This window comes from Brevibacillus sp. JB24b, assembly GCF_051713385.1.
Lineage (GTDB): Bacteria > Bacillota > Bacilli > Brevibacillales > Brevibacillaceae > Brevibacillus_B > Brevibacillus_B laterosporus.
This window is the reverse complement of sequence record NZ_JBNVQV010000001.1, coordinates 604,453-630,165: the sequence shown is the minus strand read 5'-3', so window position 1 is coordinate 630,165 and position 25,713 is coordinate 604,453. Positions and strand designations below refer to the sequence as shown.

General features: G+C 41.3%; 27 protein-coding genes. 10 read left to right on the top strand and 17 right to left on the bottom strand.

Annotation, left to right across the window (positions count from 1 at the left end; translation table 11 throughout):
- Positions 1–45: 45 nt before the first annotated feature.
- The 4 genes from ACQV1I_RS03250 to ACQV1I_RS03235 all read right to left on the bottom strand — a co-directional run bounded on the left by ACQV1I_RS03250 (position 46) and on the right by ACQV1I_RS03235 (position 3,119).
- On the bottom strand, positions 46–231 hold the full coding sequence (locus ACQV1I_RS03250) for a FeoB-associated Cys-rich membrane protein (RefSeq protein WP_018674369.1): 186 nt from the start codon (positions 229–231) through the stop codon (positions 46–48).
- A gap of 26 nt (positions 232–257) precedes the next feature.
- The gene (gene feoB / locus ACQV1I_RS03245; RefSeq protein ID WP_116335227.1) at positions 258–2,279 is read right to left on the bottom strand and encodes a ferrous iron transport protein B; all 2,022 of its coding nucleotides are present in this window, start codon (positions 2,277–2,279) and stop codon (positions 258–260) included.
- The gene (locus ACQV1I_RS03240) at positions 2,276–2,503 is read right to left on the bottom strand and encodes a FeoA family protein (RefSeq protein ID WP_018674371.1); all 228 of its coding nucleotides are present in this window, start codon (positions 2,501–2,503) and stop codon (positions 2,276–2,278) included. Before ACQV1I_RS03240 ends, feoB begins: the two co-directional genes overlap by 4 nt.
- A gap of 286 nt (positions 2,504–2,789) precedes the next feature.
- Positions 2,790–3,119 (bottom strand): MazG nucleotide pyrophosphohydrolase domain-containing protein, encoded by a 330-nt coding sequence (locus ACQV1I_RS03235; RefSeq protein ID WP_018674372.1) that lies wholly within the window; start codon positions 3,117–3,119, stop codon positions 2,790–2,792.
- 113 nt (positions 3,120–3,232) lie between these two features.
- On the opposite strand from ACQV1I_RS03235, the gene ACQV1I_RS03230 reads away from it, so the two are divergent.
- Positions 3,233–3,796, top strand: coding sequence for a TIGR00730 family Rossman fold protein (locus ACQV1I_RS03230; protein ID WP_116335228.1), 564 nt, complete (start codon positions 3,233–3,235; stop codon positions 3,794–3,796).
- Positions 3,797–3,895: 99 nt separating this feature from the next.
- On the opposite strand, the gene ACQV1I_RS03225 is transcribed toward ACQV1I_RS03230, so the two are convergent.
- The 6 genes from ACQV1I_RS03225 to pdxK all read right to left on the bottom strand — a co-directional run bounded on the left by ACQV1I_RS03225 (position 3,896) and on the right by pdxK (position 9,126).
- Entirely contained in the window at positions 3,896–4,303 is a 408-nt protein-coding gene (locus tag ACQV1I_RS03225; RefSeq protein WP_236645917.1) for a FixH family protein, read from the bottom strand.
- Positions 4,304–4,335: 32 nt separating this feature from the next.
- Entirely contained in the window at positions 4,336–5,148 is an 813-nt protein-coding gene (locus ACQV1I_RS03220) for an ABC transporter ATP-binding protein (protein WP_201747449.1), read from the bottom strand.
- On the bottom strand, positions 5,141–5,959 hold the full coding sequence (locus ACQV1I_RS03215; protein WP_003345017.1) for an ABC transporter permease: 819 nt from the start codon (positions 5,957–5,959) through the stop codon (positions 5,141–5,143). Before ACQV1I_RS03215 ends, ACQV1I_RS03220 begins: the two co-directional genes overlap by 8 nt.
- Positions 5,960–6,014: 55 nt before the next feature.
- Entirely contained in the window at positions 6,015–6,710 is a 696-nt protein-coding gene (locus tag ACQV1I_RS03210) for a nitrous oxide reductase accessory protein NosL (protein WP_094701567.1), read from the bottom strand.
- On the bottom strand, positions 6,707–8,080 hold the full coding sequence (locus tag ACQV1I_RS03205; protein WP_116335229.1) for a right-handed parallel beta-helix repeat-containing protein: 1,374 nt from the start codon (positions 8,078–8,080) through the stop codon (positions 6,707–6,709). Before ACQV1I_RS03205 ends, ACQV1I_RS03210 begins: the two co-directional genes overlap by 4 nt.
- A 236-nt stretch (positions 8,081–8,316) precedes the next feature.
- Positions 8,317–9,126: a pyridoxine/pyridoxal/pyridoxamine kinase gene (gene pdxK, locus ACQV1I_RS03200; RefSeq protein WP_003335527.1), complete on the bottom strand. Its 810-nt coding sequence runs from the start codon at positions 9,124–9,126 to the stop codon at positions 8,317–8,319.
- A 223-nt stretch (positions 9,127–9,349) separates the two neighbouring features.
- Here pdxK and ACQV1I_RS03195 point away from each other — a divergent pair, with 223 nt between their 5' ends.
- The 3 genes from ACQV1I_RS03195 to ACQV1I_RS03185 all read left to right on the top strand — a co-directional run bounded on the left by ACQV1I_RS03195 (position 9,350) and on the right by ACQV1I_RS03185 (position 13,544).
- Positions 9,350–11,188, top strand: a complete 1,839-nt coding sequence (locus ACQV1I_RS03195) for a phosphoenolpyruvate hydrolase family protein (RefSeq protein ID WP_094701565.1) — start codon at positions 9,350–9,352, stop codon at positions 11,186–11,188.
- Between the two features lie 238 nt (positions 11,189–11,426).
- A complete protein-coding gene (locus tag ACQV1I_RS03190; RefSeq protein WP_116335230.1) occupies positions 11,427–12,689 on the top strand; it encodes a Tm-1-like ATP-binding domain-containing protein in 1,263 nt (420 codons plus the stop codon).
- A gap of 30 nt (positions 12,690–12,719) precedes the next feature.
- Complete coding sequence (locus ACQV1I_RS03185; RefSeq protein ID WP_094701563.1) at positions 12,720–13,544, top strand: phosphoenolpyruvate hydrolase family protein; 825 nt, start codon at positions 12,720–12,722, stop codon at positions 13,542–13,544.
- A gap of 66 nt (positions 13,545–13,610) precedes the next feature.
- On the opposite strand, the gene ACQV1I_RS03180 is transcribed toward ACQV1I_RS03185, so the two are convergent.
- Positions 13,611–14,810, bottom strand: coding sequence for an acetate kinase (locus tag ACQV1I_RS03180; protein ID WP_094701562.1), 1,200 nt, complete (start codon positions 14,808–14,810; stop codon positions 13,611–13,613).
- 212 nt (positions 14,811–15,022) lie between these two features.
- Positions 15,023–15,577, bottom strand: coding sequence for a GNAT family N-acetyltransferase (locus ACQV1I_RS03175; protein ID WP_236645918.1), 555 nt, complete (start codon positions 15,575–15,577; stop codon positions 15,023–15,025).
- Positions 15,578–15,908: 331 nt separating this feature from the next.
- Here ACQV1I_RS03175 and ACQV1I_RS03170 point away from each other — a divergent pair, with 331 nt between their 5' ends.
- From ACQV1I_RS03170 to tatC, 3 genes are all read left to right on the top strand, one after another.
- Positions 15,909–17,552 carry a PhoX family protein gene (locus ACQV1I_RS03170; RefSeq protein ID WP_094701561.1) on the top strand — a complete coding sequence of 548 codons (1,644 nt, stop codon included), beginning with the start codon at positions 15,909–15,911 and terminating at the stop codon, positions 17,550–17,552.
- 74 nt (positions 17,553–17,626) lie between these two features.
- Complete coding sequence (gene tatA / locus ACQV1I_RS03165) at positions 17,627–17,860, top strand: twin-arginine translocase TatA/TatE family subunit (protein WP_094701560.1); 234 nt, start codon at positions 17,627–17,629, stop codon at positions 17,858–17,860.
- Positions 17,861–17,899: 39 nt separating this feature from the next.
- Positions 17,900–18,634, top strand: a complete 735-nt coding sequence (gene tatC, locus ACQV1I_RS03160; RefSeq protein ID WP_116335231.1) for a twin-arginine translocase subunit TatC — start codon at positions 17,900–17,902, stop codon at positions 18,632–18,634.
- Between the two features lie 79 nt (positions 18,635–18,713).
- Here tatC and queF read toward each other — a convergent pair whose 3' ends face one another.
- The 4 genes from queF to queC all read right to left on the bottom strand — a co-directional run bounded on the left by queF (position 18,714) and on the right by queC (position 21,158).
- Positions 18,714–19,220: a preQ(1) synthase gene (gene queF / locus ACQV1I_RS03155; RefSeq protein ID WP_018673550.1), complete on the bottom strand. Its 507-nt coding sequence runs from the start codon at positions 19,218–19,220 to the stop codon at positions 18,714–18,716.
- 61 nt (positions 19,221–19,281) lie between these two features.
- A complete protein-coding gene (gene queE, locus ACQV1I_RS03150) occupies positions 19,282–20,025 on the bottom strand; it encodes a 7-carboxy-7-deazaguanine synthase QueE (protein ID WP_094701558.1) in 744 nt (247 codons plus the stop codon).
- Complete coding sequence (queD, locus tag ACQV1I_RS03145) at positions 20,018–20,506, bottom strand: 6-carboxytetrahydropterin synthase QueD (protein ID WP_018673548.1); 489 nt, start codon at positions 20,504–20,506, stop codon at positions 20,018–20,020. The genes queE and queD overlap by 8 nt, the downstream gene beginning before the upstream one ends.
- Positions 20,490–21,158: a 7-cyano-7-deazaguanine synthase QueC gene (queC, locus tag ACQV1I_RS03140; protein WP_018673547.1), complete on the bottom strand. Its 669-nt coding sequence runs from the start codon at positions 21,156–21,158 to the stop codon at positions 20,490–20,492. The genes queD and queC overlap by 17 nt, the downstream gene beginning before the upstream one ends.
- 305 nt (positions 21,159–21,463) lie before the next feature.
- On the opposite strand from queC, the gene ACQV1I_RS03135 reads away from it, so the two are divergent.
- Positions 21,464–22,165, top strand: coding sequence for a DUF1361 domain-containing protein (locus ACQV1I_RS03135; RefSeq protein WP_161555136.1), 702 nt, complete (start codon positions 21,464–21,466; stop codon positions 22,163–22,165).
- Positions 22,166–22,405: 240 nt separating this feature from the next.
- On the opposite strand, the gene ACQV1I_RS03130 is transcribed toward ACQV1I_RS03135, so the two are convergent.
- On the bottom strand, positions 22,406–23,236 hold the full coding sequence (locus tag ACQV1I_RS03130; protein WP_116335233.1) for an aldo/keto reductase: 831 nt from the start codon (positions 23,234–23,236) through the stop codon (positions 22,406–22,408).
- A 223-nt stretch (positions 23,237–23,459) separates the two neighbouring features.
- Between ACQV1I_RS03130 and ACQV1I_RS03125 the strand changes: the two genes are divergently transcribed.
- Positions 23,460–24,065, top strand: coding sequence for an RNA polymerase sigma factor (locus ACQV1I_RS03125; protein WP_116335234.1), 606 nt, complete (start codon positions 23,460–23,462; stop codon positions 24,063–24,065).
- A complete protein-coding gene (locus ACQV1I_RS03120; protein WP_116335235.1) occupies positions 24,007–25,698 on the top strand; it encodes a DUF4179 domain-containing protein in 1,692 nt (563 codons plus the stop codon). Before ACQV1I_RS03125 ends, ACQV1I_RS03120 begins: the two co-directional genes overlap by 59 nt.
- Positions 25,699–25,713 lie beyond the last annotated feature (15 nt).

The following is a 25,713-nucleotide window of genomic DNA, read 5'->3' as shown; positions in this document are numbered from 1 at the left end:
TTTACGAGTTTCCAGCTTTTTTCTATATATCGATGGATTTTTTTCTTATCTTTGAACATGCTTCTGTTCAGTTGAATCAGGCACACAGCATGCTGATGAGCATTTTTTCTCCTCGCTACATCCAGCACATTTCCCCTTTTTACTCTTCTGAACATACCGCCACAAGGTCCATGCTGCATAACCAAAAATAAACGTCCCAATAACAAAATTAAGTACCATGTTAAGCATCATTTTCCATCCCTTCTGTGGCTACTATACTACCTAAATCCTAGCCATGTCCCCCCCTGATAGACAATGAACGATACTACGTATGCAATACACAGTCCATAAAACACAGAGAACCATGTCCATCTAGTAGAGCCTGTTTCTTTCTTAATAACAGCTACTGTTGCCAAGCATGGAACATACAAGAGAACAAAGACCATAAAGCTATAAGCGCTTAAACCAGAGTATTGTGTTTGAATGACGGCCTGTAATGTATCATCATCTGGTGCTGCATAAATAATATTCATCGTAGATACCACTACTTCTTTTGCTAAGAAGCCTGTAATGAGGGCAGCCCCAGCTTGCCACGTTCCAAAGCCAAGCGGTATCATCAACGGCGCTAATACCCCACCAATAATAGCAAGGAAGCTATCATTGAGCTCTACATCAAGCCCTGCTGGTCCAGCATAGCTCAAGAACCAGATGACAATCGAACCCCCAAAAATGAAGGTTCCCGCTTTACGGATGAACCCCTTTCCTTTTTCCCACGTGCTACGGAATAGCGTACGGCCTTGTGGTATCCGATAAGGAGGTAGCTCAATGATAAACATAGAACCCTCCTGCCTTAATACAGTAGAAGAAAATAATTTTGCTAATAAGAGCGATAAGACAATTCCTAATACATAGATAGACAATACAATAATCGCTTGATTATCTGCAAAGAACGTTCCAACAAACAGGCTATAGATTGGCAAGCGAGCTGAGCATGACATAAGGGGCGTTAACAAAATGGTTAAGAGTCGTTCCTTTGGCTGTTCAATTGAACGTGCCGCCATGACTCCCGGTACGTTACAGCCAAAACCGATAATCATTGGAATAAAGGCTTTTCCATTTAACCCGATCATCTCCATAACTTTGTCCATGACCATGGCAACCCGTGCCATATAACCTGAATCCTCGATAAGTGAGATGAGAAAAAATAGCACAAAAATCTGTGGAACAAAAACAAGCACACCTCCTACTCCGGCAATAACACCATCCAATAGAGCGGCTTGCAAAAATTCGGAAACTCCGGCTCCTTCCAAAGAAGCTCGTAGCCAATCCGTAAATGGCCCACCTAAGAAATCATTAAAGGCATCCGAAATCGGTGCCCCAATCCATTCAAATGTTAATTTAAAGGTGAGATACATAAACAATAAAAAAATAGGCAATCCTAAAAATTTATGTGTTAAAAAGTAATCGATTCGATCTGTCCAGGTTTTCTCGACCAGCCTGACCTGTTCTCTACAGCAAGAGATAATTTCTTGAATGATGTTACTACGTACCTTGCGTATATATTGCTGAAGTGTCCGATTTTGGTAACCCTCACTCTTTTTTATGTTGGATTCCGCTTGCTTGTAGAGTTTTTCTAATTCGGCTTTTGAAACATATTTTGTCAATAATTCATATACTAATTGGTTGCCTTCTAAAAACTGAAGAGCTAACCAGCGCTTGGGAGGTAATGATTCCATGCTTGTTGGCAATAACTCCACAAGTGTAGTGATCGTTTCCTCAAGAACTTCTCCATAATTTATATAGAATGGCCGATTGGACTGTTGTCCTACTTGCTTAAAGCTATCAGCTAGTTGCTGGCATCCAGCTCCTGTACGGGCAACAATTGGCAAGACAGAACACTGTAGCTTCTCAGCTAGCTTTGTCTCATCAATGATAAAGCCTCTTGCTTTTGCAACATCAGTCATATTTAGTCCAATAACCATTGGTGTCCCATATTCTAATAGCTGTAAGGTTAAATACAGATTCCGCTCTAATTGTGAGGCATCTACAATATTTAAGAGTACATCTGGGTGCTGATCTACTAAATATTGAGTCGCCACACCCTCGTCCTTGGACAGAGGATTTAATGAATAGATTCCCGGTAAATCGATCAGGCGACCTTCTTTATTACGGAGCAATCCTACCTTTTTCTCAACAGTTACACCTGGCCAGTTTCCCACGTATTCATATGAACCAGTCAAGATGTTAAATAGTGTGGTTTTCCCCGTATTGGGGTTACCTGCAAGAGCAATCGTAATCATTCACACACGACCTTTATCTGTTTGGCTTCATTTCGTCTAATCCCGATAATTTGACCTCCTGCTTCCAATGTATATGGTCCGCCAAACGGCAGGATTTTTTTTATACGTACAATCGTTCCTTCCATAATGTCCAAATCGACTAAGCGACGCCTCACAAGAGCACTCACTTGAGTAATATCTACGATTTGTGCAGAAGTCCCCGCTTTAATATCTGCTAGTACCATTACCTATCACCTCGTCCTTAAAGCTGTGTTTCCTATGAAGCTGAATTACGATCCGAAACGATAATCATTATCAATCTAGTTGTATTATAGTAGACATCTAGTAGATTTAATGTGAATTAAATCACTACATGTACAGAATTTACTTTCCTAACAAGAAAGACTACTTTTCAGATAAAAGATAAAAGATAAAAGGTAGAATAGATATCTTGAAGGTGGATTTAAAAAAACTAGGCTTTACCAGCACGTAGGAGCTAGCAAACCTAGTTATATGTAGAGGGAAACAAGCTTATGATTTCTCATCCTGCGCATAGCGTTTTTGTAATTTCTCTCGATGAGACTGAAAAATATCCTCTAAGGAAATATCATACTTATTCGCAATGACGATGATGTTACCTAGCACATCGCCTAGCTCTTCTTTTAACTCTTGTTTTCTTTCTATCAATGTTCCTACCTTTTCGTCAGGTCGATCTCTACCAATTTCTAAAGCTCTGATTGCTCTTGCTACCTCACCCATTTCTTCTGCAAGAAAACCTATGCGAATAAAAATATCTAGTTCTGACCATCCTCTTTCTTCATAATACTCCTTGACCCATTTCTGAAATTCTACGTTGTTCAATCTAGTACCCTCCTTACCTAAACTATTGCTTACGTTTCTCAAAAAATTCTATATAATGTTACATGACAATACAACCCTACGTAATTGATAAGAACTGAATGGAGGTACTTGCATTGAAACGTTTAGCTGTTTATTGTGGTTCAAGTAATGGGGCGTCATCTGCTTATAAAGAAGGGGCTGTCCAATTAGGAAAAGAATTAGCCAGACGTGACATTACGTTAGTTTACGGTGGGGCAAGCATTGGGATTATGGGTACAGTAGCTGACACAGTTTTAGAAGAGGGCGGTAAGGTAATCGGTGTCATGCCCCAATTGCTGATAGATCGGGAAATCTCTCATCAGCATGTAACGGAGCTTTTAATCGTAGATTCCATGCATGAAAGAAAAGCTAAAATGGCAGATTTAGCAGATGGATTTATTGCGTTACCCGGAGGTCCTGGTACGTTAGAGGAATTTTTCGAGATATTTACATGGGCCCAAATCGGGATCCATCAAAAACCCATAGGTCTTCTCAATATTAATCACTACTATGATCCTCTGCTTGCTCTATTTGATCACATGGTAACAGAGCAATTCTTACATGCAAAATACCGTTCTATGAGCATCGTAGATTCAGATGCGAAAGCTTTACTTGATCAGTTTGAATCTTATCAGGCTCCAACTGTTAAAACCTATTAGTTTCGAACCTTTGGTATCGAATCAAATAAAAAAGGGAGAGCTCAATCGCCTTCCCCTCTCCCTATATATCTATTCTTGATTTCCTTCCTACACTGCCTTCTATTCCACTGTGATCTTCTTCATTACGGTTTCGTGCAGTTGTGGTGTATACACATGGACAGTAACATCGTACGTGCCAGGTTTAGAGAATTTTTGCTTTGCCGCATATACAGCCCTCTCACCCTGCTTGGCTTTAACTAGCTCACGAGTACGTTGCCCCTCCAATTTTAATTCAATATCCACGTACACTTCATCATAATTCTCTAGCCCACCCAATTTAGCAGTTAAAATCGTTTGCTCTCCTACCTTAGGTAGTACTGGCTCACTACTAAATTCTGCTGTTATATCTGGTTTAGGCCCTCTTGCTCCACACCCAACTAGCGTTAATACGCATAGGCTGAGAATGAAGAGGGAAAGTAGGCTTCTTTTCCTCTCTTCAGGATGTCCCATCACTTTCAACCCTTTCATCCCTTCAGTACTCTTTCGCCGGCAAAGTGTGACTATCTTGGTTTTTTATCCTGCCCTACACGTTGTCCAAATGGAAAGATTTCTGCGAACGCTCCCTGTAAACCGAGAGTTCCATATTTTTGTTGAAAGTACTCTACACTTCCTTGCTGTATAATGCGTCCTTTTTGTAAAAAGATAGCCCGATCACACGCCAGTTCGGCAATATTAAGCTGATGTGTTGAAAAAATAACGCTACTTCCTTCACGCTTAATTTGTTGAACTAATTGCACAAACTCTTCCATCCAATAAGGATCAAGTCCGTTGGTAGGTTCGTCTAGTACTACCAAGGCTGGTTTCGCTAAAATGGCCTGCGCAAATAACAAGCGCTGCTGCATACCTTTTGAAAATGTACTGACACGTTTGTCTTGTACATCCGTAAGCCCTACCAATTCGAGCACTTCTTCGGTTCGTGTCACATTAATTTTACGCAGGGAAGCATAGAATTGTAAAGTCTCCCGAGCTGTCAGTCCATTGCCAAAGTTGAACTGATCGGGCATATAGCCGATCTGGTTAGAATACTCAGTGCGGTTCTCCTTCCAGCTCATACCATTTACTGTAATGTCACCTTCAGAAGGTTGCGTAATACCAACGATCATACGTAAAACCGTACTCTTGCCTGCTCCATTACCGCCACATAGAGCCACGATCTCACCTGCATCCATCGAAAGCTCAAATGGCTCAACTAATGTTTGCTGTTTGATCCGTTTACTAATACCCTTAATAAGCAAACGTTCCTTAATCAATGCACGAGAATTTGAATCGTACGTATCTACCACTTTATCTACTGCTTCAGATCTGCTACCCACGGTATCGCCTTCTTTCCCAGGCCAAAATAGATCCCGCCATCATCAATACCACCCAAAGTAAGCAAAAAACAGCGAACAAAGTCGTACCCATACTGGTCTTTAACCAATCTACCCATTGATAATACTCTGGACCAAAAATAGAACCGCCACCCATTTTGATGACCATAAAAATACGAACTAACTCGGCTGGATTTAATATGGTTAAAATTTGTACCGCAGGCTTAATCGCTTGATAAGGTAACCAGCCTAGGACGGAAATTAATAGAGTAGGCCAGGCTAAAATAAACAAAAACCAAATGCTAACACCAACCGTTAAAGCTTGCCAACGATTCTGGCAGAAGGTTCCGATCCATACTGCGATTCCTAAAAACAACAAGATTAATAAGATAGAAAAAAGGAAGAAAAAGAGTAACAGCGAGAGCGTAAATCCTTTGCCAAACAAAGCTCCTACCAATCCAGATAAGCCGTATCCAAAACTGATAATCGCAATTAAAACGGCAGCTAGCCCCAGATATTTTCCACCAAGAAACGCGGATGTAGAGAGCGGATACGTGGAAAGTAACTGCCAGCTTCCCTCTTCCTTTTCCGAAGTAATAGAAAAGGAGCCGAGTAGCAACGTCATCAGTGGTAATAAATACAAGATTAAATTAAGCATAGCTCCTGTCGTATGGGTATAACCCTCCATGTAAGCTTGAGCTTGTATCAACAAAAGAGCTAGGCTAAATAGCGAGAATAGGGCCAAAAATGAATACGCCCACGGATTGCGAAATCCAATTTGTATCTCCCGCTTGGCGATATGGATAGCTTGCATATCAACACTTCCTCTATCTGTAGTCCCTCGGGCAAGTGTGCTTTACTAAAACGTCCTAGTGCCCTGTGCCACTTGCTGGTGTTTCAGTAGATGGATGAGAACCACCATGTTCGCCCGCGCTTTTACCTGCATCGTGTTGTTGTGCTGAATGATCGCCTTCTTTACCTGCATCATGTTGTTGTTTTGAATGATCGCCATCTTTGCTTGCATCGTGTTGCTGTGAATGGTCGCCAGCCTTGTCTCCCTCTTTATGCTCCATATCACCGTGATGTTTCATATCCTTCATTTGATCCATATTCATTTCCCAATTATGGCTATTAAGCTGTTCGGCTGTCAGGATTTGACCTTTACCCTGTTCTTTTACAAAAGCTTCCGCTGATTGTTTATCTTTAAAAGAATATACTCCATAAGCCATTGGTGTTTTAAATTCTTTATCGTAAGCAAAAGTAGCATCGTTTAGATTCATCCACTCTTTGCTGTGATAATCACGTACGAATTTAACGTCAATTTTTTCGGTTCCATTCTTTTTAATCCAAGCGAACAAATCGCCGATATCATCAAATTTAAGCGCTTTTCCGTCCTTTAAAATAATCTCCGTTGCATTGTGATCATCAGCAATTTGCATGTTACAGATATCGCATTTATCAACGCTTTCATTAATCGCCACTGGTTGTGCTGATTGTCCTCCACAACCTGTCATTAAAGCAGAAACCAATGCAATGCTTGCCCAAATCATATGTGTTTTTTTCATTTTGTACGAACCCCCATTAGATAGATAAAATAGATGCTCCCTGCCAACATAATCGCACTAATCACAATGATAATCGGCGAATGGGTTGTAGGTGCTTGATTTTGTTGCTCGATTGGCGCCATCAAAGGCTGTGGATCTTGCAGAAATGCGCCAGAATGGTCATCAAACATGCTCTCTAGAAATAATAGTCCCGGTGATTGAAAGAAAATCTGGAATGCCTCTACTTGATCTGTTAATGCGAAGAAGAATGGATTAATATGGTAGGACAGATCACTTTTGCCATCCCCTTGCAAATCTACACTTTGAGCACTGTCCCAATAGTTCAGCTGCAAAAGGTTATCTGTACTGCTCTGAGCCTCTGCCTGCGTTACATTTCCGATAAAATGATTGCCTGTAAATGAATTGTCTTTCGATTCTTTCAATTGCAAACCGATATAATTTTGCAATATTTGATTGTAGGAAATCTCATTCTTTTCTGCTGCTTCTACATAAAGCCCCACGCGGTTTCCTTCTACGTAATTGCGTTCTACTCTTGCCTTTTGCACATCGAACAGCAGAATACCTTGCGAGTTAACGCTCTCATTTTGCTTAGTGAATCGATTATCTGTAACGACTGCATTGTCTGAGCCCATGACCATACCGCCTGTTACATTCCGATCCCCCTGATTGTGAATCAATGTAACATCATTACTAAACATGAGATGGTAGCCATAACGGGAATCGTAAACCATGTTTTTCTCCACACGGTTGTAGTGACTAGTCTCTACATAGATACCATCAAACATATTTTCGACCAAATTTCCCATAATGGTATTGTTATTGGCCTCTTTTAAATCAATTCCATTGCCTTTTTTCCCTGGGCTGCGTGTTTCATTTAAGCCAGTAGGAATAGCCTTTCCTGCCAACAAACCTTTGATCTTGTTGCCAATGATCTGGTTATGCTCACCCTTGCGTAGCTGTAGACCTGTTCCCTTTGTTTCAATAGTGAGCTCTTTTAGTACATTTCGGCTTCCTTCCACTACTAGCGTAGCAGTCTCTGCACCTTGACGCTCATCTAATAAAGTAAGACCACGAAGACTTGCTTGGTTACTTTTCAAAGTGACTACGGGAGCATCCCCTTGGCTACGTACAGTTACGGTACCCTCTGCCTCTACATGAATCGGCTTAGTGATCAGGATAGGCCCACTGTATTCCCCTGCTGGCACTTTAAGAATCGTATCCTGCTGAGCTTGGTCAATCAGTTGTTGTAACTCATTTTTCATCTCCTCGGCTTGCGCTGGTTGTATGATGAAACCACTAGCTACCAAACAGGCCAGCATCAGAACCAAGCAAATATGACTACCTATCCTGAAAGCTGTAAGTCGCCGCATAAGTCCCCTCCTTTTTGGGGTATGGTAAGCGCAGTCATCCAATCACGCCATTATTATGATAAATATGCCACTATGACACAGCATGACTCGAAAGGGCTATGGGGGTATATCAAATGTGCTCATTTTTGTAAAGATTTAATAATTTGGACATTATTTACTGAAAAGTAAGGAAAATCACAAAAAAATAAGCCTGTCTTATTTTTCTCCAGACAGAGCTTATTTCATTAGATTTACATTTATTTACCTTCTACTGCACGGTATGCAGAATGACACGTTGGTCCTACATGCTGATTTAACGGGAATGCTTGGCGAATGGCTTCTGTAATGAAAGCTTTCGCTGTTTTAACAGCATCTTTCACTTCCGCTCCTTTTGCCAATTCAGCAGTAATCGCAGCGGAATACGTGCAGCCTGCGCCATGTGTAAATGTAGTATCGAATTTTTCTGTTTCTAAGATTTCGAATGACTCTCCATCAAATAGTAGGTCTACAGCTTGACTATCCTCAAGACGACCGCCGCCTTTGATCAAGACATATTTGGCTCCCATTTCATGGATTTTCTTCGCAGCTGCTTTCATATCTTCAACCGTATTAATTTTTAGACCACTAAGAAATGCGGCCTCGGGCAAGTTAGGTGTTACAACCATTGCTCTTGGGATTAACTCTTCTCGCATCGCTTTAATAGCTTGCTCATCTAATAGAACCGTGTCTTCCCCTTTGCAAATCATGACTGGGTCAACAACAACCTTCGTTACATTATATTCAGCAATTTTGCGGGCAGCCAGCTCAATTACTTCTTTGGTTGCCAGCATTCCTGTTTTCAGAGCATCTACTCCTACATAATGCATAGTTGTTTCCAATTGCGCCTCAATCGCTTCAAGAGGTTGCGGATAAACGAGATGGGCCCAGTTTTCATCCATAGCTACCAATGCTGTAATAGAAGTCATTCCATAAACGTTACGTTCCTGAAATGTTTTTAAGTCTGCCTGAATTCCTGCTCCACCGCTTGAATCTGAACCCGCGATAGTCAGAGCTTTATGCATAGTCATGTGCTTAAATCCCCCTTGTACTTTTCCTGCTTTATACCTGCTAGTATGATTGCTATTCTTCTTATATTGTAAACCTGATGCTCTCAACATAACAGAATAAATTTTAGAGAAGTATACTTTCTGATCATACTTTGATAAGGTTTTCTTTTTGCTTTCCTGTACGATACAAGCTCCTTATGTTACTTTACAAATAGAAGCCTATTTTCGCTTGGAGGAGATACTTTTGAAAGTCAAAGACCAAGTAAGAAACATGCTCAACCAACATCTACAAAAGAACAAACCCTTAATTGGTGTTGCGGCAGGTTCTGGCTCTTCCGCAAAACAGGCGATTGCTGGAGGTGCCGATTTTTTACTTGCACTTAACGCAGGGCAATTTCGATCGGCTGGTGTATCAACCCTTGGCTGTCTGCTCCCTTTTGGCAATAGCAATCATACCGTCATGTCGTTTGGCATACGAGAGATTCTTCCTCATGCCTTGCACACACCGGTTATTTTTGGTGCTTGCGCGACTGATCCAACCATAAATCACCAACGCTTGCTGGATCAAATTAAGCAATCCGGGTTTCATGGTGTAAATAATTTTCCATCTGTTGGTTTAATTGATGGCACATTTCGTGATGCATTGGAAGCTGAAGGGCTTGGCTTTGAACAGGAGATTTCCTTTTTAAGAGAAGCCTCTCGCCAAGGATTGTTTACGGTAGCCTTCGTTTTCAATGAGAACCAAGCCACTTTGATGGCACAAGCTCAGGTGGATATGATTTGTGCCCATTTAGGCTGGACTTTAGGTGGAGAAACCGGAGTACAACACAGCATGACTCTGGAAGAAGGAGTTAAACTGGCCAATCGTATTTTTCAGGCTGCTCGGACCGTTAATCCTACTTGTTATCATGTGGTTTACGGAGGGCCTATTACATCTCCTGAGGATGCGTTTTTATTTTATAAACAAACAAGTGCTATTGGTATAATTGGCGGCTCTAGCTTTGAACGGCTCCCTACTGAAAGCAGTATCAGGAAAATCACTGATCAGTTTAAAAACTACGCTTCGTTAGAAGAAGAAAATCTTTATCTAAAAAAAGAACTTCAGAAAAAACTTGGCTTCGACGAAATTGTGGGGAAAAGCCGTCCTATGCAAGAAATTTATGCACTGGTAAAAAAAGTAGCCAATAAAAATGTCAATGTATTAGTACATGGGGAAAGCGGAACGGGAAAAGAGCTGCTTGTCAGATCAATCCATTACAATAGCGACCGTTATAATCAAGCATTCGTAAAGATCAACTGCGCCGCCTTACCAGAAACCCTTTTAGAAAGTGAACTATTTGGTCATGAAAAGGGAGCGTTCACTGGCGCAATCCAGCAACGTCTTGGTCGGTTTGAACTAGCGGATAAGGGAACGTTGTTTTTGGATGAAATCGGTGAAATGAGCTTATCTACGCAGGCGAAGCTCCTTCGCGTCATTCAGCAGCAGGAATTCGAACGGGTAGGCGGTTCGACAACCATTAAAGTAGACGTGAGAATTGTATGCGCTACCAATGTTAATCTGCGAGAGGCAGTTGAGCAGGGAAGGTTTCGGGAGGATCTCTACTATCGTTTAAATGTAGTCTCCATCCAGACTGTTCCATTGCGAGAACATAAAGAAGATATTCCTTTGCTCATCAGCCATTTCATCCAAAAAATCAATCAGAAATTTCATTGTGAGGTACAAAGCGTAACCCCTGCTGCACTAGATGCAATGCTCAGCTATGATTGGCCAGGTAATGTGCGCGAGCTAGAGAATACACTCGAACGCGCAGCTATTTTGAGTAATTCATCCATTATCGGCTTAAGCTCCCTTCCTCCATCCTTGCAACAGCATATTCAGCTACATGAACAAGCTAATCGTGCTCTCTATGCTCAGGATGTTCCTTATGCTTCGTCTCAAAGCATTCAATCATTGGAAAAACAGTGTATCCTAGACACGCTCGCACTCTGCTCTTGGAATCGTACCAAGGCAGCTGAACAGCTGGGAATTACCCGCAGAACCCTTTATAACAAATTAAAAAAGTATGACATTAAGGTTCCTTAAAGCCTTTTAGGAAATGAATATACAAGAACGGATATCCTTTTATATTTACGTACAAGTCTATGCGGGAAAATATTTCTCGTTATTTTTTTAATTGGGAAATATTTTCCCGCTTTATTTTACACATGAGAACTTTTTTCTCGATCAATACCTACAAAACCGCATCATTTCATTTGGCACGGTGGTTGCAATTAGTAGTCAGTGTAAGCAGGGCGATAATCAAATGAGTGGGGTGTGGGTTATGGAAAAAAAACTGAATCGAAAACCAGTTGTTGCTCTACTAGGTACCCTTGATACAAAAGGAATAGAGTATCGATATATTAGAGAGCGTTTACAAGAACAGGGTGTTGATTCTCTTCTGATTGATGCTGGTATCATAGGCAAGCCCCAGATCGAGCCAGAAATCACACATGAACAGGTAGCAGAAGCCGCTGGTACTTCCCTTGGACAGCTTTTACAAGCTAATGATCGAGGTCTAGCAGTTGAAACCATGGCGAAAGGGGCGGCCAGCCTTTTATATCAGTTTTACACAGAAAATCGAATAGATGGCGTTCTTGGGCTTGGTGGTTCGGGAGGTACCTCTTTAATCACCCATGCCATGCAGGCTCTACCGATTGGCGTTCCTAAAATGATGGTTTCCACCATGGCCTCCGGAGATACTCGTCCATATGTGGGAGCGGTGGATATTGCCATGATGTATTCAGTCGTAGACATCGCAGGTATTAACAAAGTATCTGCTCAGATTTTAAGCAATGCCGCTGGAGCCATTGCCGGCATGGTGAAGGCTGTTGTTCCAGAAATGACAGAAGAAAAACCGTTACTCGGCGCTACAATGTTCGGAGTTACCACCCCTGCTGTAGACGTGGCCCGAAAAAAACTGGAACAGCTCGGCTATGAAATCCTAGTGTTCCACGCTACAGGAACAGGTGGACAATCTATGGAAGCGCTTGTGAAAAATGGTTACCTCAAGGGCGTTCTAGATCTAACAACAACGGAACTAGTTGATGATCTGGTCGGAGGCGTATTATCAGCAGGGCCAAATCGCTTGGAGGTTGCTGGTCAATTAGGGATTCCACAGGTCGTTTCTCTAGGTGCATTAGACATGGCGAATTTCGGTTCGTTGGAATCTGTCCCTCTGCCATATAAAAATCGTTTGCTCTGCGTCCATAACTCTACGGTAACCCTAATGCGAACAACACCGGAAGAATGTGCAGAACTTGGCAAACGCATTGCTCGAAAGCTCAATCAAGCAAAAGGACCTGTCTCCCTATTCATTCCATTGAAAGGAACTTCCGTAATTGCTACAGAGGGACAAATTTTCTATAATCCTGTGGCTGACCAAGCTCTATTTCAGGCAATACATGAGCACATTGATCCACAGGTCGTGAACATTGTTGAATGGGATACAGATATCAATGATCCAGCTTTTGCACTTGCAATGGCTGAACACCTGCACGAAATGTATCAGGTCTGGCTAAATAAACCTGGCACAACAACAAAATAAACACCTGATGACTTTAGAGGAGGAATATCTATGATTACGAGAGAAGAAGCATTGAAACGATTACAAGCGGAGATAAAAGCTAATAAACCGATTATTGGGGCAGGAGCAGGTACAGGCCTGTCAGCGAAATGCTCTGAGGCTGGAGGTACTGACCTCATTATTATCTACAATTCCGGTCGCTATCGTATGGCAGGACGTGGTTCATTAGCTGGGTTACTACCTTATGGAGATGCTAATGCGATCGTGATGGAGATGGCAGGAGAAGTACTACCTGTCATAAATAGCACACCTGTGCTTGCCGGAGTATGTGGCACCGATCCCTTCCGACTGATGCCTGTATTTCTGCGTCAGTTAAAAGAGAGTGGATTTACTGGGGTCCAAAACTTCCCTACGGTCGGCCTTATTGACGGTAATTTCCGTGCTAATCTTGAAGAAACAGGAATGGGCTATGATAAAGAGGTGGAAATGATTCGCTTAGCTCATGAAATTGGCTTACTAACTGCTCCTTATGTATTTGATGAGGAGCAAGCAGAAAAAATGGCGAGAGCAGGTGCGGATATATTAGTTCCACACATAGGACTCACTACCTCTGGAAGCATTGGGGCTAAAACAGCAGTGACATTAGATGAGGCTGTAGCACGTGTTCAAGCAATGCATGATGCCGCTAAAAAAATAAATCCCGATATTATTGTTTTATGTCATGGCGGTCCAATTGCTACCCCAGAGGATGCCGCTTATGTCTTAAAACATACGACAGGTGTTGTCGGATTCTTCGGGGCATCTAGTATGGAACGCCTCCCTACAGAAACAGCTATTACGGAAAACATGCGTCAATTTAAAAAGATAATGGAGTAAGATCCATAAAAAAACTCTCCAGCGCCTTCACCAAAGCGCTAGGAGAGTTTTTTTCGTTCTTATATCTTATAGTTTTGCAAATTTCATTGTGTCGCGAGCAATCATTACCTCTTCGTTTGTCGGGATAATGAAAGCTTTAACTGGAGAATGATCAAAAGTAAGATCAATTTCTTTACCACGTACGTTATTTTTAGAACGGTCGAAGTATACACCCATCCACTCCAATTTATCCAATACGCGACCACGGATGGTATCACTGTTTTCACCGATACCAGCTGTGAAGATGATTGCATCTACACCGTTCATTTGCATTGCATAAGAACCGATGTAGTTACGGATTTTTTCTACAAAGATTTGTAGAGATAGCTCGGAACGCTCGTCATTGTTTTCTGCTGCAGACTCGATGTCGCGAAGATCGCTAGACAGACCAGAAACAGCTAAAAGACCAGACTTTTTATTTAGTACTTCAACTAATTGGTCAACAGAAAGTCCTGTTTTTTGTTGTAGATAAGGAAGCAATGCTACGTCGATATCACCAGAGCGAGTACCCATTGGCAAACCAGCAAGTGGTGTAAAGCCCATAGATGTATCAATGGATTTACCACGGTAGATAGCAGCCAAGGAAGCACCGTTACCCAAATGGCAGCTAATCAAACGTAGTTTTTCTGCTGGACGATCCAACAATTCAGCCGCACGCTGCATCACATACTTGTGAGAAGTACCGTGGAAACCGTATTTACGGATACCGTACTCTTCATAGTATTCAGTTGGAATACTGTACAAATAAGATTTAGCAGGCATTGTTTGGTGGAAAGCTGTATCAAAAACTGCAACCGCAGGAACGTTTGGTAGAATTTTTTGGAATGCAGTAATTCCCATGATGTTAGCTGGATTGTGTAGAGGAGCTAGTTCAGAAAGCTCTTCTAGTCTTTTAATTACTTCATCTGTTACCAAAACGGAATCTTTAAAGGTTTCGCCACCATGAACTACACGATGACCAACGCCATCCAATTCTGTAATATCTTTAATAGCGCCTTTTTCTGGATCAGTTAACAAAGCAATTAGTTTTTTTACAGCTACTTCGTGGTCTTTCAGATCAAGCGTTTCTTTTAGCTTCTCTCCATCACCTACTTGGAAGGAAGACATGGAATCCTCCATGCCAATACGCTCCATTAGACCTTTTGCCAATACACGCTCAGAAGGCATGTCAAATAATTGGTATTTCAAAGAGGAGCTACCACAGTTTACGGATAGTACGATTGCCATATGATCACCTTTATCCTATCTTGTTGTTTGTCTTTCGTTGTCTCTCGATTAATGAAAAAATCAGTATAGACCAATTTCATCACAATCTCTAGTAATCTACTTTAGCATGAATCATCGCATCTGTGAATGTTATCACATGAAATTCAGACTCTTTCAAAAACTATTACTTTTAGTATGTCCAAAACCACACGATCGTACTCAGCGCTCGTTCATCATACTTCTCCTCGTACCTCGGCAATGCTTTTTCCTCCACGAAAAGCATGTCCGCCTTTCACTTTCGTACCAAGGGTTTTAAACCCACAACGTTCATATACTCGTGCCACCTGTTCTGTAATGGGAGAGACAAACAAGCTCTGTATTCCACGTTCTAGCAGACCCTTTTGCATATGAGCAATCAGCTGACGGATGAGTCCTTTTCCTCTAAATTTGGGTAGTGTGGCAACATTTTCTAACATAATCGTATCTTTATGCTGAATCATATACATGAATCCTTGTTCTTCCAATAACTGAAGAAACAGTAGATTCTCATCTACATTTTTAATATAAAATCGTGGGATCAGGTTTCGTTGTTCGTAAAACGTAATGACCTCAGAAATAACCGACTCTGGATTTTTGATTGGCAATTCAACGTGTGCATGATTAGCATCATAATAGCTCGGATTCTGTTCATTGCAGTATAAAATACCCCAATCTCGCTCGTAACCAGTCGTCAAGCTATTATATTGAGCTTTCTCTAGCTCAATGAATTGTTTGTACCAAATGTCCATATAAGGTGCCCCCTAGTTCAAAATTATAGAAAATGAATTGATATCCTTAGCAATTAATTGTTAATTTTCTAAAAGCCTTTTACATAACTCTTTACACTGCCTATACCTTTTTAATATATCTTAGTTGCTTCTAACAAATTTGATCTTTGCAGAATCTCGCCCAGTAATAGGCTCCATTCATCTCTATTCTTCCTAAAAATGAAATTGCTTTTGTAAAAAAAAACGCTGCTCTTTCATATAAACTTCATCCCAGCTTAACCTCTTCTCCTGACAAGCTCTTTACAATGAAAGCGAAAACGAGCTTTTAACAGGAAAAGGAGCGATTCAACCAATGGAAGTAAATCGTCGTCAGTTTTTAACATTTCTTGGAACCGGCACTGCTGCTCTAGCTTCATTGGCAACGGGGATTCCAGCCCTTGCAAAAGGAGAGTCCATTTCTGGGAAAACAGCGGATCACCTATTTGGCCTACAATCTCCTCCTAAAGCCTTTCATCCTAAATTCACCCCGATTAAACCAAGCACAAAGGATGATGTCATCCTTCCTCAAGGCTTCTCTTACGATGTAATTGCCCTTTATGGTGATAAAATTAACGCTTCCGGCGATACTTTTGGTTTTAATGCCGACTTTAACTGTTTTCTACCAATTAACGGAAAATCAGATCATGGTTTGCTCTGGACGAATCATGAATATTGCGGAGAGCTAGAATACTATGTAAATGGGTATGATAACCTACACGCTGATCCCAAAAATAATAAACGCACACAAGAACAAATCAGCAAATACCTATACGCACTAGGTGGCTCTGTCATTGAAATTAAAAAGGAGCAAGGTAAATGGAAATTAGTTCAAAATTCGAAATATGGTCGCCGAGTCAGTGGATTAACCAAGCACGTAATGACTGGGCCTGCCGCTAGCCTTGCTAAAGAAGTAGTCGGTACATTTGCTAACTGCTCGGGTGGTGTCACCCTATGGAATTCTATTTTATCCTGTGAGGAGAATTTTCAAGATGTAGTCACCGATTGTAAACTTGCCGATGAGCGACACTATGGCTGGGTGGTGGAAGTTGATCCATTTGATCCAGGCTCTACTCCTAAAAAGCATACGGCACTTGGACGTTTCTCGCACGAAAATACTGCAATGACACTAGCTCCTGGCGGTCAATTAGTTGTATACATGGGCGACGATGCTACAGATCAATATGTGTATAAATATGTATCTAAAAGCAAGTACGATAAGTCGAAAGGTAAAGCAAATAGCAAGTTACTAGAAGAAGGGACGCTGTATGTAGCCAACTTCGCAAAGGGTAAATGGATAGCTCTCGATTATAGCAAGACAGAAGCCTTGAAAAAAGCAGTAGATAAAGAAAATAAACCGCAATTTACCTCCCAAGCAGATGTATTGATCAACTGCCGTATTGCAGCAAAAGTAGCTGGTGGAACACCGATGGATCGTCCTGAAGATGTGGAGGTTCATCCGATTGATGGTTCTATCTTTATTTCTCTAACGAATAATAAAAATCATAGCAACTTTTATGGTCACATAATGCGACTGTTTGAAAAGAATAACGATCACGCTGGTGTAGAGTTTGATTTTGAAATCTTTGCTACAGGTGGTCCACAAAGTGGTTTTGCTGCTCCTGATAACATGGCCTTTGATAGCGCAGGGAATCTGTGGGTCGTAACTGACATATCCTCTGGTTCCATGAATGCGGGAATCTACCGTTCCTTCGGGAATAATGGTGTCTATTTTATTCCTACCTCTGGTGAGCATAAGGGTGTAGCTAGTCAATTTGCTTCGGCTCCAGTTGGTGCAGAGATGACAGGGCCTTGGTTTACACCGGATGAAAAAACATTATTTTTATCCGTTCAGCATCCTGGGGAAAATTTAGAGTCTTATGATAAACCAACCAGTCACTGGCCGCGCGGAGCATCCTCTCTCGCTTTGCCAGGGGTAATCGCTATTAACGGATTTTAGGAAGCCGCATACCTTACCTGTTACCTGTAAATAGATTCTAATCTCTATCTATTAGGAAAGGAGGAAACACCCACATGCTATCATCTATTGGGATTCCAGGTCTTATCCTGATTTTAATTATTGCATTGGTGATCTTTGGCCCAAGCAAGCTACCTGAGATTGGTCGTGCATTTGGACGTACCTTGAGTGAATTTAAAACAGCTGCCAAAGATTTAACCAAAGATGAGGAATTAGACAAACCAGCAGAACCAGTTAAAGCAGCAGAGGCAACCAAATCTATGGAACCAGCTAAAAAAGAAGTTTCCTAATCGGTTCGTTCGAATCTAGTTGAAAGAGGTAGAATTTCATTGAACCCTTCCAACACTCCAAGTCATATCATTGACCATCTAAGCGACCTGCGAAAACGGATTATTATTGTCATTGCTACATTTTTACTTAGTTTTATTATCTGCTTTTTATATGTAGATTTTATTTATCAGTTCCTCACCAATCGTTCTGGGGAAAAGCTGACCATCTTGGGTCCTACCGACGTACTAAACATTTACATGAAACTATCTGCATGGTCCGCAGTCGCGATTACAATTCCGATTGCTGCCTTTCAGATATGGGGATTTGTTTCCCCAGCTTTAACCGCGAGAGAACGACAGGTAACATTGATGTATATTCCCGCTCTGTTTCTGTTGTTCATTATTGGGGCAACGTTTGCCTATTTTGTCTTGTTTCCGATGGTGTACAAGTTCGTACTGGGATTGTCCAACAATAACTTTCAGCTCATGATTACGGCAAGTGACTACTTCAGCTTTATGCTCGCTTTTTGTCTACCCTTCTCGGTATTATTCGAGCTTCCGCTGGTGGTTTTATTTTTAAGCCATTTGGGTATTGTGAATCCGCATCGGTTAGCAAAATTACGCAAGCCCGCTTATTTACTATTATCCATCATTTCTATCTCGGTGACTCCCCCAGATATCATATCGGATATCTTGGTGCTTGTACCACTGATCGGGTTATACGAATTAAGTATTGGAATATCAAGAATGGTGTATCGTAAGAAGCTAGAGAAAGAAGAGATTACCCTAGGTTAGTCGATATTGTAAAAGAGGCGATCCTTCTCCGACAAAAATTCGGATGAAGACCGCCTCTTTTGCTATACATTATTACTCTCTATCGATTATCCACTTTCTCCGGATACATGTCATGATTCATCATGCGATGTTCTGCCATCTCTTCATATTTGGTACCTGGCTTCCCGTAATTGCAATATGGATCAATCGAAATTCCTCCGCGTGGAGTGAATTTCCCCCATACCTCGATATATCTCGGGTCCATTAGCTTGATTAAATCGTTCATAATAATATTCATACAATCCTCATGGAAATCACCATGATTGCGGAAACTGAATAGATAAAGCTTTAATGATTTACTCTCTACCATTTTCTTATCAGGTATATAGCTGATATAGATAGTAGCAAAATCTGGCTGTCCCGTCATTGGACAAAGGCTAGTAAATTCAGGGCAGTTAAATTTAACCCAATAATCACGATATGGGTGCTTATTGTCAAACACTTCCAAAACACTTGGGTTATATTCATAATGATACGCAGTCTGTTGATTACCAAGCAGCGTTAAATCTTTTAATTGTGGGTTTGTAGATTGATTATTATGGGTCATCTCTTTTTAACTCCTTTAGCTCTTTTTCTCGGATCTGCAAGGCAGCTTGCTACGGACGTTGTTACACGCCCCGCTTATTGCCCCACAACAGGGTGTGTAGCTGCGGTAGCACTTTGGCATTGTTAAACTCTTTCGTCATAGCTACTTTGTCTACTAACCATTCCAGTGATTGTAGTAATCGATCACGCAAGCCTTCTCGATCACTTTCGATATCAGCTAATTCCGCATTTCCTACTTGCAAATAAAATGGCACCTGCGGATAACGCTGATGTAACTCTTTTGCATACTGGAAATCCTCTTCGTCAAATACAACCACCTTCATGCTAACCTGCTGATTCGTTGCTTTAATAGAGTCGTCAGTTAGCTTGGCAACAATCTCATCTAGTCGACCTATATTCGTCGTCATACCGGAGCTAGGTGGTTTCGGAGATAAGGTAATATCATCCACTTCAGCTAGCCACTTCTGCCACTTGCTACCCTGGGTTTCCACACCAATGCGAATGTGGTGGGAATGTAGCAACTGGACTAGTTCTCCAAGTGGGGCAAGCAATAATGGATTACCCCCTGAGATCGTGACATGCGAGAAGCAGTCCCCGCCAAGCTCCTGTAGCTGATTCCAAATCTCTTCTGCTGTCATCATGCTGATTTGCTCTTTAGCTGAGCCATCCCATGTAAAAGCAGAGTCACACCAACTGCAACGATAATCGCAACCAGCCGTACGTACAAACATGGTTTTTTGCCCAATAACCATTCCTTCTCCTTGGATCGTCGGCCCAAATATTTCCAGCACAGGGATGTTACTCATTATACATCCACTCCCTGCGCATTTCGGCATAGCTAGTTGGTGTCTCAAATAGCCTTACAAATTCCACACGTACGCCCTGTTCCTGATAAATAGAGATATTGGTAAGAGACTCTTCCATTTTTTCAAATATCCACGCTACCATATTTTCTGCTGTTGTATTCATTTGTGGTAACGTTTCATTTAAATAACGATGATCTAAATAAACCTCGATTTGTTCTTTCCAGATGGTTTTGATGTCTCCGAAATCTACGGTAATCCCAATTTCATTGGGACGACCACTAATGCCAAACACTACCTTATAGGTGTGTCCATGTAAATTCTTACATTTACCCTCGTAAGCATGTAGATGATGAGCAGCATCAAAAGTGAATTCTTTGCTTACTAGCACTCGCTTTTGATGATAACGTAGCTCTTCCTTCTGGATATCCTGTTCATATCGTTGCAAGCGTTCGACAATGTGAAAATCATAGAAGTTTCCCATTGTTCGCTCGCTCCTCTTCGTATGCTTTAAGGCCTGCCGCACGTAACTGGCAAGCTGGACATTCACCACATCCATCGCCAATCACTCCGTTGTAGCAGGTTAAGGTTTTTTCACGGACATATTCAAACGCTCCCAGTTCATCGGATAGCTTCCATGTCTGCGCTTTGTTTAACCACATAAGTGGTGTATGGATTACAAATGGATAATCCATTGCTAGTTGCAGAGTCACATTGAGCGATTTGATAAAGGAATCCCGACAGTCTGGATAACCGCTAAAATCGGTTTCGCAAACACCAGTGATGATATGTCGAGCGCCAATTTGCTTAGCATAGACCGCTGCGAACGACAAAAAGAGCAGATTGCGTCCATCCACAAATGTATTGGGAATTTCACCTTCTACCTGTTCAATCGCTACATCATCGCGAGTCAACGCATTAGGAGCCAATTGGTTTAACAGACTCATATCCATAATCGTCTGCTTTACGCCTTGCTCTCTGGCAATTCTCTGTGCACATTCAATTTCTTGCTTGTGACGCTGGCCGTAATCAAAAGTGACTACTTCCACCTCACCAAACTGTTTTTGTGCCCAAAACAAACACGTCGTGCTGTCTTGGCCACCACTAAATACAACCACCGCTTTGTCTTTTTTCATGTCGCTTCATCCCTTTCGTGTTCTTGAAGAATCGTGTCTTCAAGGGTCTACGAAGAAAGAGCGTTCTTGAACTATCATATGAAACTTGTCCCCAGGTAGTTTTTTATAGAGGGAGTTCGCGAACCTCTCCCATGCACAAAGTCATGGAATTCTTCTGGTTGTCTGCTTGCGGTAAACAGACTTCTCCATTATACGCTGTTTTTATAGAAAGCATAAGATTGTTTTACAAATTACAAATTTTTACTGATGCAATATTGCTAGCTATAATAAAACAAACCTTTCCCTATTACCAAAGGAGTATCTCTATGTCTTTTCTTAAACAAAAACCATTGATGTACTTGTTTAATGTAATGGTTCTTATGTCGGCAGGCTCGGCCATTTTGTGGATTTATCGTGTAATGGACACAGGTCGCCTGACTTTTCGTTGGCTACTTATTCCAAATCTAGTGCTAGCTTGGATTCCCTTTATCATGGCTTTGATTTTATTTGACTGGTACCAACGCAAGCAGCGTTTTTCGATTGGGATGCTACCGATAGCTGGCGTGTGGCTGTTCTTTCTTCCCAATGCGGCCTATATTGTGACGGATATTGTACATCTGACCACGTTAAATATTCGCTACTTCATCTATTATGATGTGACGCTAAACTTTTATTTTGCGCTAACTGGGATTATACTCGGCTTTTTATCTCTAGCCTTGTTGCATCAAATCTGGGCCCAACGCTTTGGTTCTTTGATCGGGTGGCTCTTCGTTTTGATAACACAGCTATTAACAGGTATTGGTGTTTACTTAGGTCGTTTCCTACGTTGGAATAGCTGGGATATCATCCAGCATCCAGTAAGCATCCTCACCCATGCGATGGAGGCGATTTTTAATCAGGAAGCTGTTCTATTTATTATTCACTTTAGTATATTTGTAGCTTTTGTATATCCACTGTTTTATGTTCTCATTCGACCATATGTAAGCTCTTTACACCCTTCACAGGTACAAGCTAAACCCCATCAGTAATAAAAACACAACAAGATAGGAACCAATTCCTACCTTGTCTGATAAAAAATTTTAGTTATTTTATCTAAACAAATCAGTGCATGCTTTCTTCTTTACTCTGTTCCTCTTGGATTCAGACATAAAGATTCTGCCCGCTGAGCTATTTCATCGTTATAAGTTTGATCAAATTACGCTGTAAGCAAAAAACATTCCACGCTCCGATCCAAGGACACGTGAAATGTTTTTTTGCTTTTTGCTCACCTATTCATAATCAAAATGATCGGGATCTGGACCAAAACGTTGATCTCGATTCAAGCTGTCTAACATAGCCATGTCTTCATCTGTAAGCTCAAAATCAAACAAGCCCGCGTTTTCGATAATCCGTTCTTTTCTCACCGATTTAGGTATGACCAAAACCTTATGCTGTAAATCCCAGCGTAACACGATTTGAGCAGGCGTTTTCTGATAGCGCTCTGCCATTTCTTGTAGCAGCGGAACCTCCAGATTACCTCGCATCAGCGGACGCCATGCCTCTACATAAATTCCATGCTGCTCGCAGTACTGACGCAATTCTTTTTGGATCAAATAGGGATGCATCTCTATCTGATTGAGCATTGGTTTCACTTCACAAACTGAAAACAAATCTTCCAAATGATGAATATGAAAATTACTTACACCAATCGAACGGACAAGCCCTTTTTTATAAAGAGTCTCCAAAGCTCTCCACGTCTCCCTATATTTACCAGGAACCGGCCAGTGTACCAAATATAAATCAATATAATCCAGGCCTAATTTTTGAAGACTAGTATCAAAGGCTTGTAAGGTTGACTCATAGCCTTGCTCCGTATTCCACACCTTTGTCGTGACAAAGATCTCTTCACGTGGAATCTTGCTATCTCTAATCGCTTTTCCTACTCCTGCTTCATTTTCATAAATCGCCGCTGTATCTATACTGCGATAACCAGCCTCTAGCGCCATACGAATGGCTTGCTCCACCTCAGTACCGTCATCCGCCTTATAGACTCCAAGCCCCAACCAAGGCTTTACTACTCCGTTTGCTAATGTTGCTCCATCTGTAATACGTAACGTCATACCTATCCCTCCGCTCACAAAAGTCTCAACGTTATGATAGCATACAACAATCTTTTTAAAAATTTTTTCAAAAAGTATGAAAGAAAATCCTCCCACCTGCGTTATAGCTTATGATTTAAATAAAAACACCCTTAGATATCGTTAGCTAACGCACATCATTGTGAAAGTACAAAAAGGAAAAAAAGCTGCGCAGCTCCCTTTTTGAATAGGAGGACTAACACCAATGCAGGACGACCAAGAGTTGGTTGTTCTTGTGCAACGCGGACATAAAGAAGCCTATACACGCATTGTCGACAAGTATAAAGGTAAAATCTACGCTTACCTATACCGCATGATAGGCCAGCAACAAGACGCACAAGACATGGCTCAAGATGTTTTTCTTAAGGCATATTGTCATATTCACCAATATAAACCGGAGCACTCCTTCTCATCCTGGCTGTACCGGATAGCAGCCAATCATTGTATAGATGAGCTCCGTAAACGAAAGAAAGCTCCAAGGAAAAATCAAAATGAAACCACCTTGGTCGACAAACAAACACCAGAATACATTCTGTTGGAGAAAGAACGAAATCAAATATTACAATCTCACTTATTAGCACTGGATGAGTCATACCGAACGGTTCTCATGCTTCGTCATCACGAGCATTTCAGCTACAAGGAGATCGGGGATATTCTAGAAATCCCTGTGACCACTGTACAAATGCGCCTGAATCGAGCACATAAAAAATTGCGTGAGAGCTTATTAGCCTCTGTTGAAGGAGGTGGATTCCATGACTTGTGTGAAATTGAGACTGTACCAAGCCTACATGAAAGATCTACTCTCTCCTGAAGAGAGCGAACGTTATGAATTGCATGTAGCGACTTGTTCGCAATGTCGGCGCCTTTTAGAGAATGAAGAAGCAGAAGAGCATCTTGAAAACCAAGACGTTGATATTGATATTGATACTGATGCTGATAACGGACATCCTAACGATCTTGTCACATGGGAGAATTGGGAGGAAGCCCTCATGGATATGGACATTCCACCTCTCTCCGACACATTTACCCAAGATGTAGAAAGACGAATGGAGCACATTATACCATTAAAACCACTTATTAATTGGAAAAAAAGGAGCTGGAATATCGTGAAAAAAGCTACACTTGCTGTTGCCGGACTTACTTTAGCTGTTTCTTTAGGTACCTTTGTATCCCCTACCTTTGCCGATTATGTGCATAGTTTATTTTCAGATAATAAAAAAGCTGACAGAGGGCTAAAAAATGCCGCCACACAAGGATATGTACAAAAGCTAACTACAAAAGTGACCCAGCAAGGGATTACAATAGAAGCTAAAGAATTAATGGCAGATACATTACGGGTCGCTGTTCTATTGGACGCTATAGATAAAGAGGGCAAAAAAATACCTGTCGAAGAAATTACAAAAGCTGAAATGAATGCTCAGCTAACAGATGGCCAAGGAAAGCCATTTAGCCAATATGGTGGAATTACTGGTCCATTAGGTGACCTTCTCATCGTAAAACATGAGCTTACCAATCTGTTTACGGAGAAGAATCCTATGCCAGAAGAATTATTTATGGACATCACTTTCACAAAAATCAAGGACATAAAAGGCGAATGGAAACTACGTATTCCAATTGATATGAAGAAGGCAAAACAGGTGACAAAAACCTTGCTTCCGAATAAACAATATACGTCTGCGCAAGGTGTTACCATAGATCTACAAAAGCTAGATATAGCACCGAGTGCAACGCTCCTCACCCTCCGAAAGGAATGGACAGAAAAGGAAAAGCAAAACATAAAGAAAATGATTGATCAGATTGGAGTAAATGAAAATTCGAATGCTAAAGAAAAAGAAGAAGTAGAAGAGAAGCTAGAATTTGCCTCTTTAGAAATGCGTCAGATCGATATCGCTTATGAATTATTAGATGAGAAGGGGAATATCCTAGCAGCACAGGATGACAGTAAAGCTAGTAATAATAAAAACGTGATTCCCAATGGATTCTCCGGAACAAGCAATCCAGATGGATCATATACAGTCTGGGATACTTTTACCCCACAAAGCCTGGAGCCTACGACCTTTAAACTAAAAGCGATCTATCGAAGTGAACCAGCTAGTTTCCAAACAAAGCTGTCACCAGCATCACTAGCTCAAAAGCCTGTTACAGCTACAGGAAGTGATGGCAGTGTATACACCTTTAAAAAAATAAAAGTAGATACGGAAAATGAAAGAGTAGACCTTGAAATCGACAGCGTTTTGGGCAAGAACGTTGTGAATACATCGATGTGGAGAGCAATCGATGAAACCGGTAAATCCTATCGTATCTATCAACCATCTGCTAATACTTTAACCATTGACGAACTAACTAAGATGCCCAAAGAGTTGACTATCAAGTATCATTTTGCTAAGAAGGAATATAGAAATGTCAATTGGGAAATAAACCTCACGGATAAAAAGCAGCAATAGATGAGAAAAAAAGAA

What these genes read in the sequence shown, in the direction of transcription:
- queE (WP_094701558.1), bottom strand. Translation starts at nt 20,025, where the DNA reads ATGAGTAACATCCCTGTGCTGGAAATATTTGGGCCGACGATCCAAGGA.
- ACQV1I_RS03180 (WP_094701562.1), bottom strand. Translation starts at nt 14,810, where the DNA reads ATGGCAATCGTACTATCCGTAAACTGTGGTAGCTCCTCTTTGAAATAC.
- ACQV1I_RS03250 (WP_018674369.1), bottom strand. Translation starts at nt 231, where the DNA reads ATGATGCTTAACATGGTACTTAATTTTGTTATTGGGACGTTTATTTTT.
- queD (WP_018673548.1), bottom strand. Translation starts at nt 20,506, where the DNA reads ATGGGAAACTTCTATGATTTTCACATTGTCGAACGCTTGCAACGATAT.
- ACQV1I_RS03120 (WP_116335235.1), top strand. Translation starts at nt 24,007, where the DNA reads ATGACTTGTGTGAAATTGAGACTGTACCAAGCCTACATGAAAGATCTA.
- feoB (WP_116335227.1), bottom strand. Translation starts at nt 2,279, where the DNA reads ATGATTACGATTGCTCTTGCAGGTAACCCCAATACGGGGAAAACCACA.
- ACQV1I_RS03240 (WP_018674371.1), bottom strand. Translation starts at nt 2,503, where the DNA reads ATGGTACTAGCAGATATTAAAGCGGGGACTTCTGCACAAATCGTAGAT.
- tatA (WP_094701560.1), top strand. Translation starts at nt 17,627, where the DNA reads ATGCTATCATCTATTGGGATTCCAGGTCTTATCCTGATTTTAATTATT.
- ACQV1I_RS03170 (WP_094701561.1), top strand. Translation starts at nt 15,909, where the DNA reads ATGGAAGTAAATCGTCGTCAGTTTTTAACATTTCTTGGAACCGGCACT.
- ACQV1I_RS03210 (WP_094701567.1), bottom strand. Translation starts at nt 6,710, where the DNA reads ATGAAAAAAACACATATGATTTGGGCAAGCATTGCATTGGTTTCTGCT.
- ACQV1I_RS03135 (WP_161555136.1), top strand. Translation starts at nt 21,464, where the DNA reads ATGTCTTTTCTTAAACAAAAACCATTGATGTACTTGTTTAATGTAATG.
- ACQV1I_RS03130 (WP_116335233.1), bottom strand. Translation starts at nt 23,236, where the DNA reads ATGACGTTACGTATTACAGATGGAGCAACATTAGCAAACGGAGTAGTA.
- ACQV1I_RS03185 (WP_094701563.1), top strand. Translation starts at nt 12,720, where the DNA reads ATGATTACGAGAGAAGAAGCATTGAAACGATTACAAGCGGAGATAAAA.
- ACQV1I_RS03175 (WP_236645918.1), bottom strand. Translation starts at nt 15,577, where the DNA reads ATGGACATTTGGTACAAACAATTCATTGAGCTAGAGAAAGCTCAATAT.
- ACQV1I_RS03125 (WP_116335234.1), top strand. Translation starts at nt 23,460, where the DNA reads ATGCAGGACGACCAAGAGTTGGTTGTTCTTGTGCAACGCGGACATAAA.
- ACQV1I_RS03225 (WP_236645917.1), bottom strand. Translation starts at nt 4,303, where the DNA reads ATGAAAGGGTTGAAAGTGATGGGACATCCTGAAGAGAGGAAAAGAAGC.
- ACQV1I_RS03205 (WP_116335229.1), bottom strand. Translation starts at nt 8,080, where the DNA reads ATGCGGCGACTTACAGCTTTCAGGATAGGTAGTCATATTTGCTTGGTT.
- queF (WP_018673550.1), bottom strand. Translation starts at nt 19,220, where the DNA reads ATGACCCATAATAATCAATCTACAAACCCACAATTAAAAGATTTAACG.
- queC (WP_018673547.1), bottom strand. Translation starts at nt 21,158, where the DNA reads ATGAAAAAAGACAAAGCGGTGGTTGTATTTAGTGGTGGCCAAGACAGC.
- ACQV1I_RS03190 (WP_116335230.1), top strand. Translation starts at nt 11,427, where the DNA reads ATGGAAAAAAAACTGAATCGAAAACCAGTTGTTGCTCTACTAGGTACC.
- pdxK (WP_003335527.1), bottom strand. Translation starts at nt 9,126, where the DNA reads ATGACTATGCATAAAGCTCTGACTATCGCGGGTTCAGATTCAAGCGGT.
- ACQV1I_RS03215 (WP_003345017.1), bottom strand. Translation starts at nt 5,959, where the DNA reads ATGCAAGCTATCCATATCGCCAAGCGGGAGATACAAATTGGATTTCGC.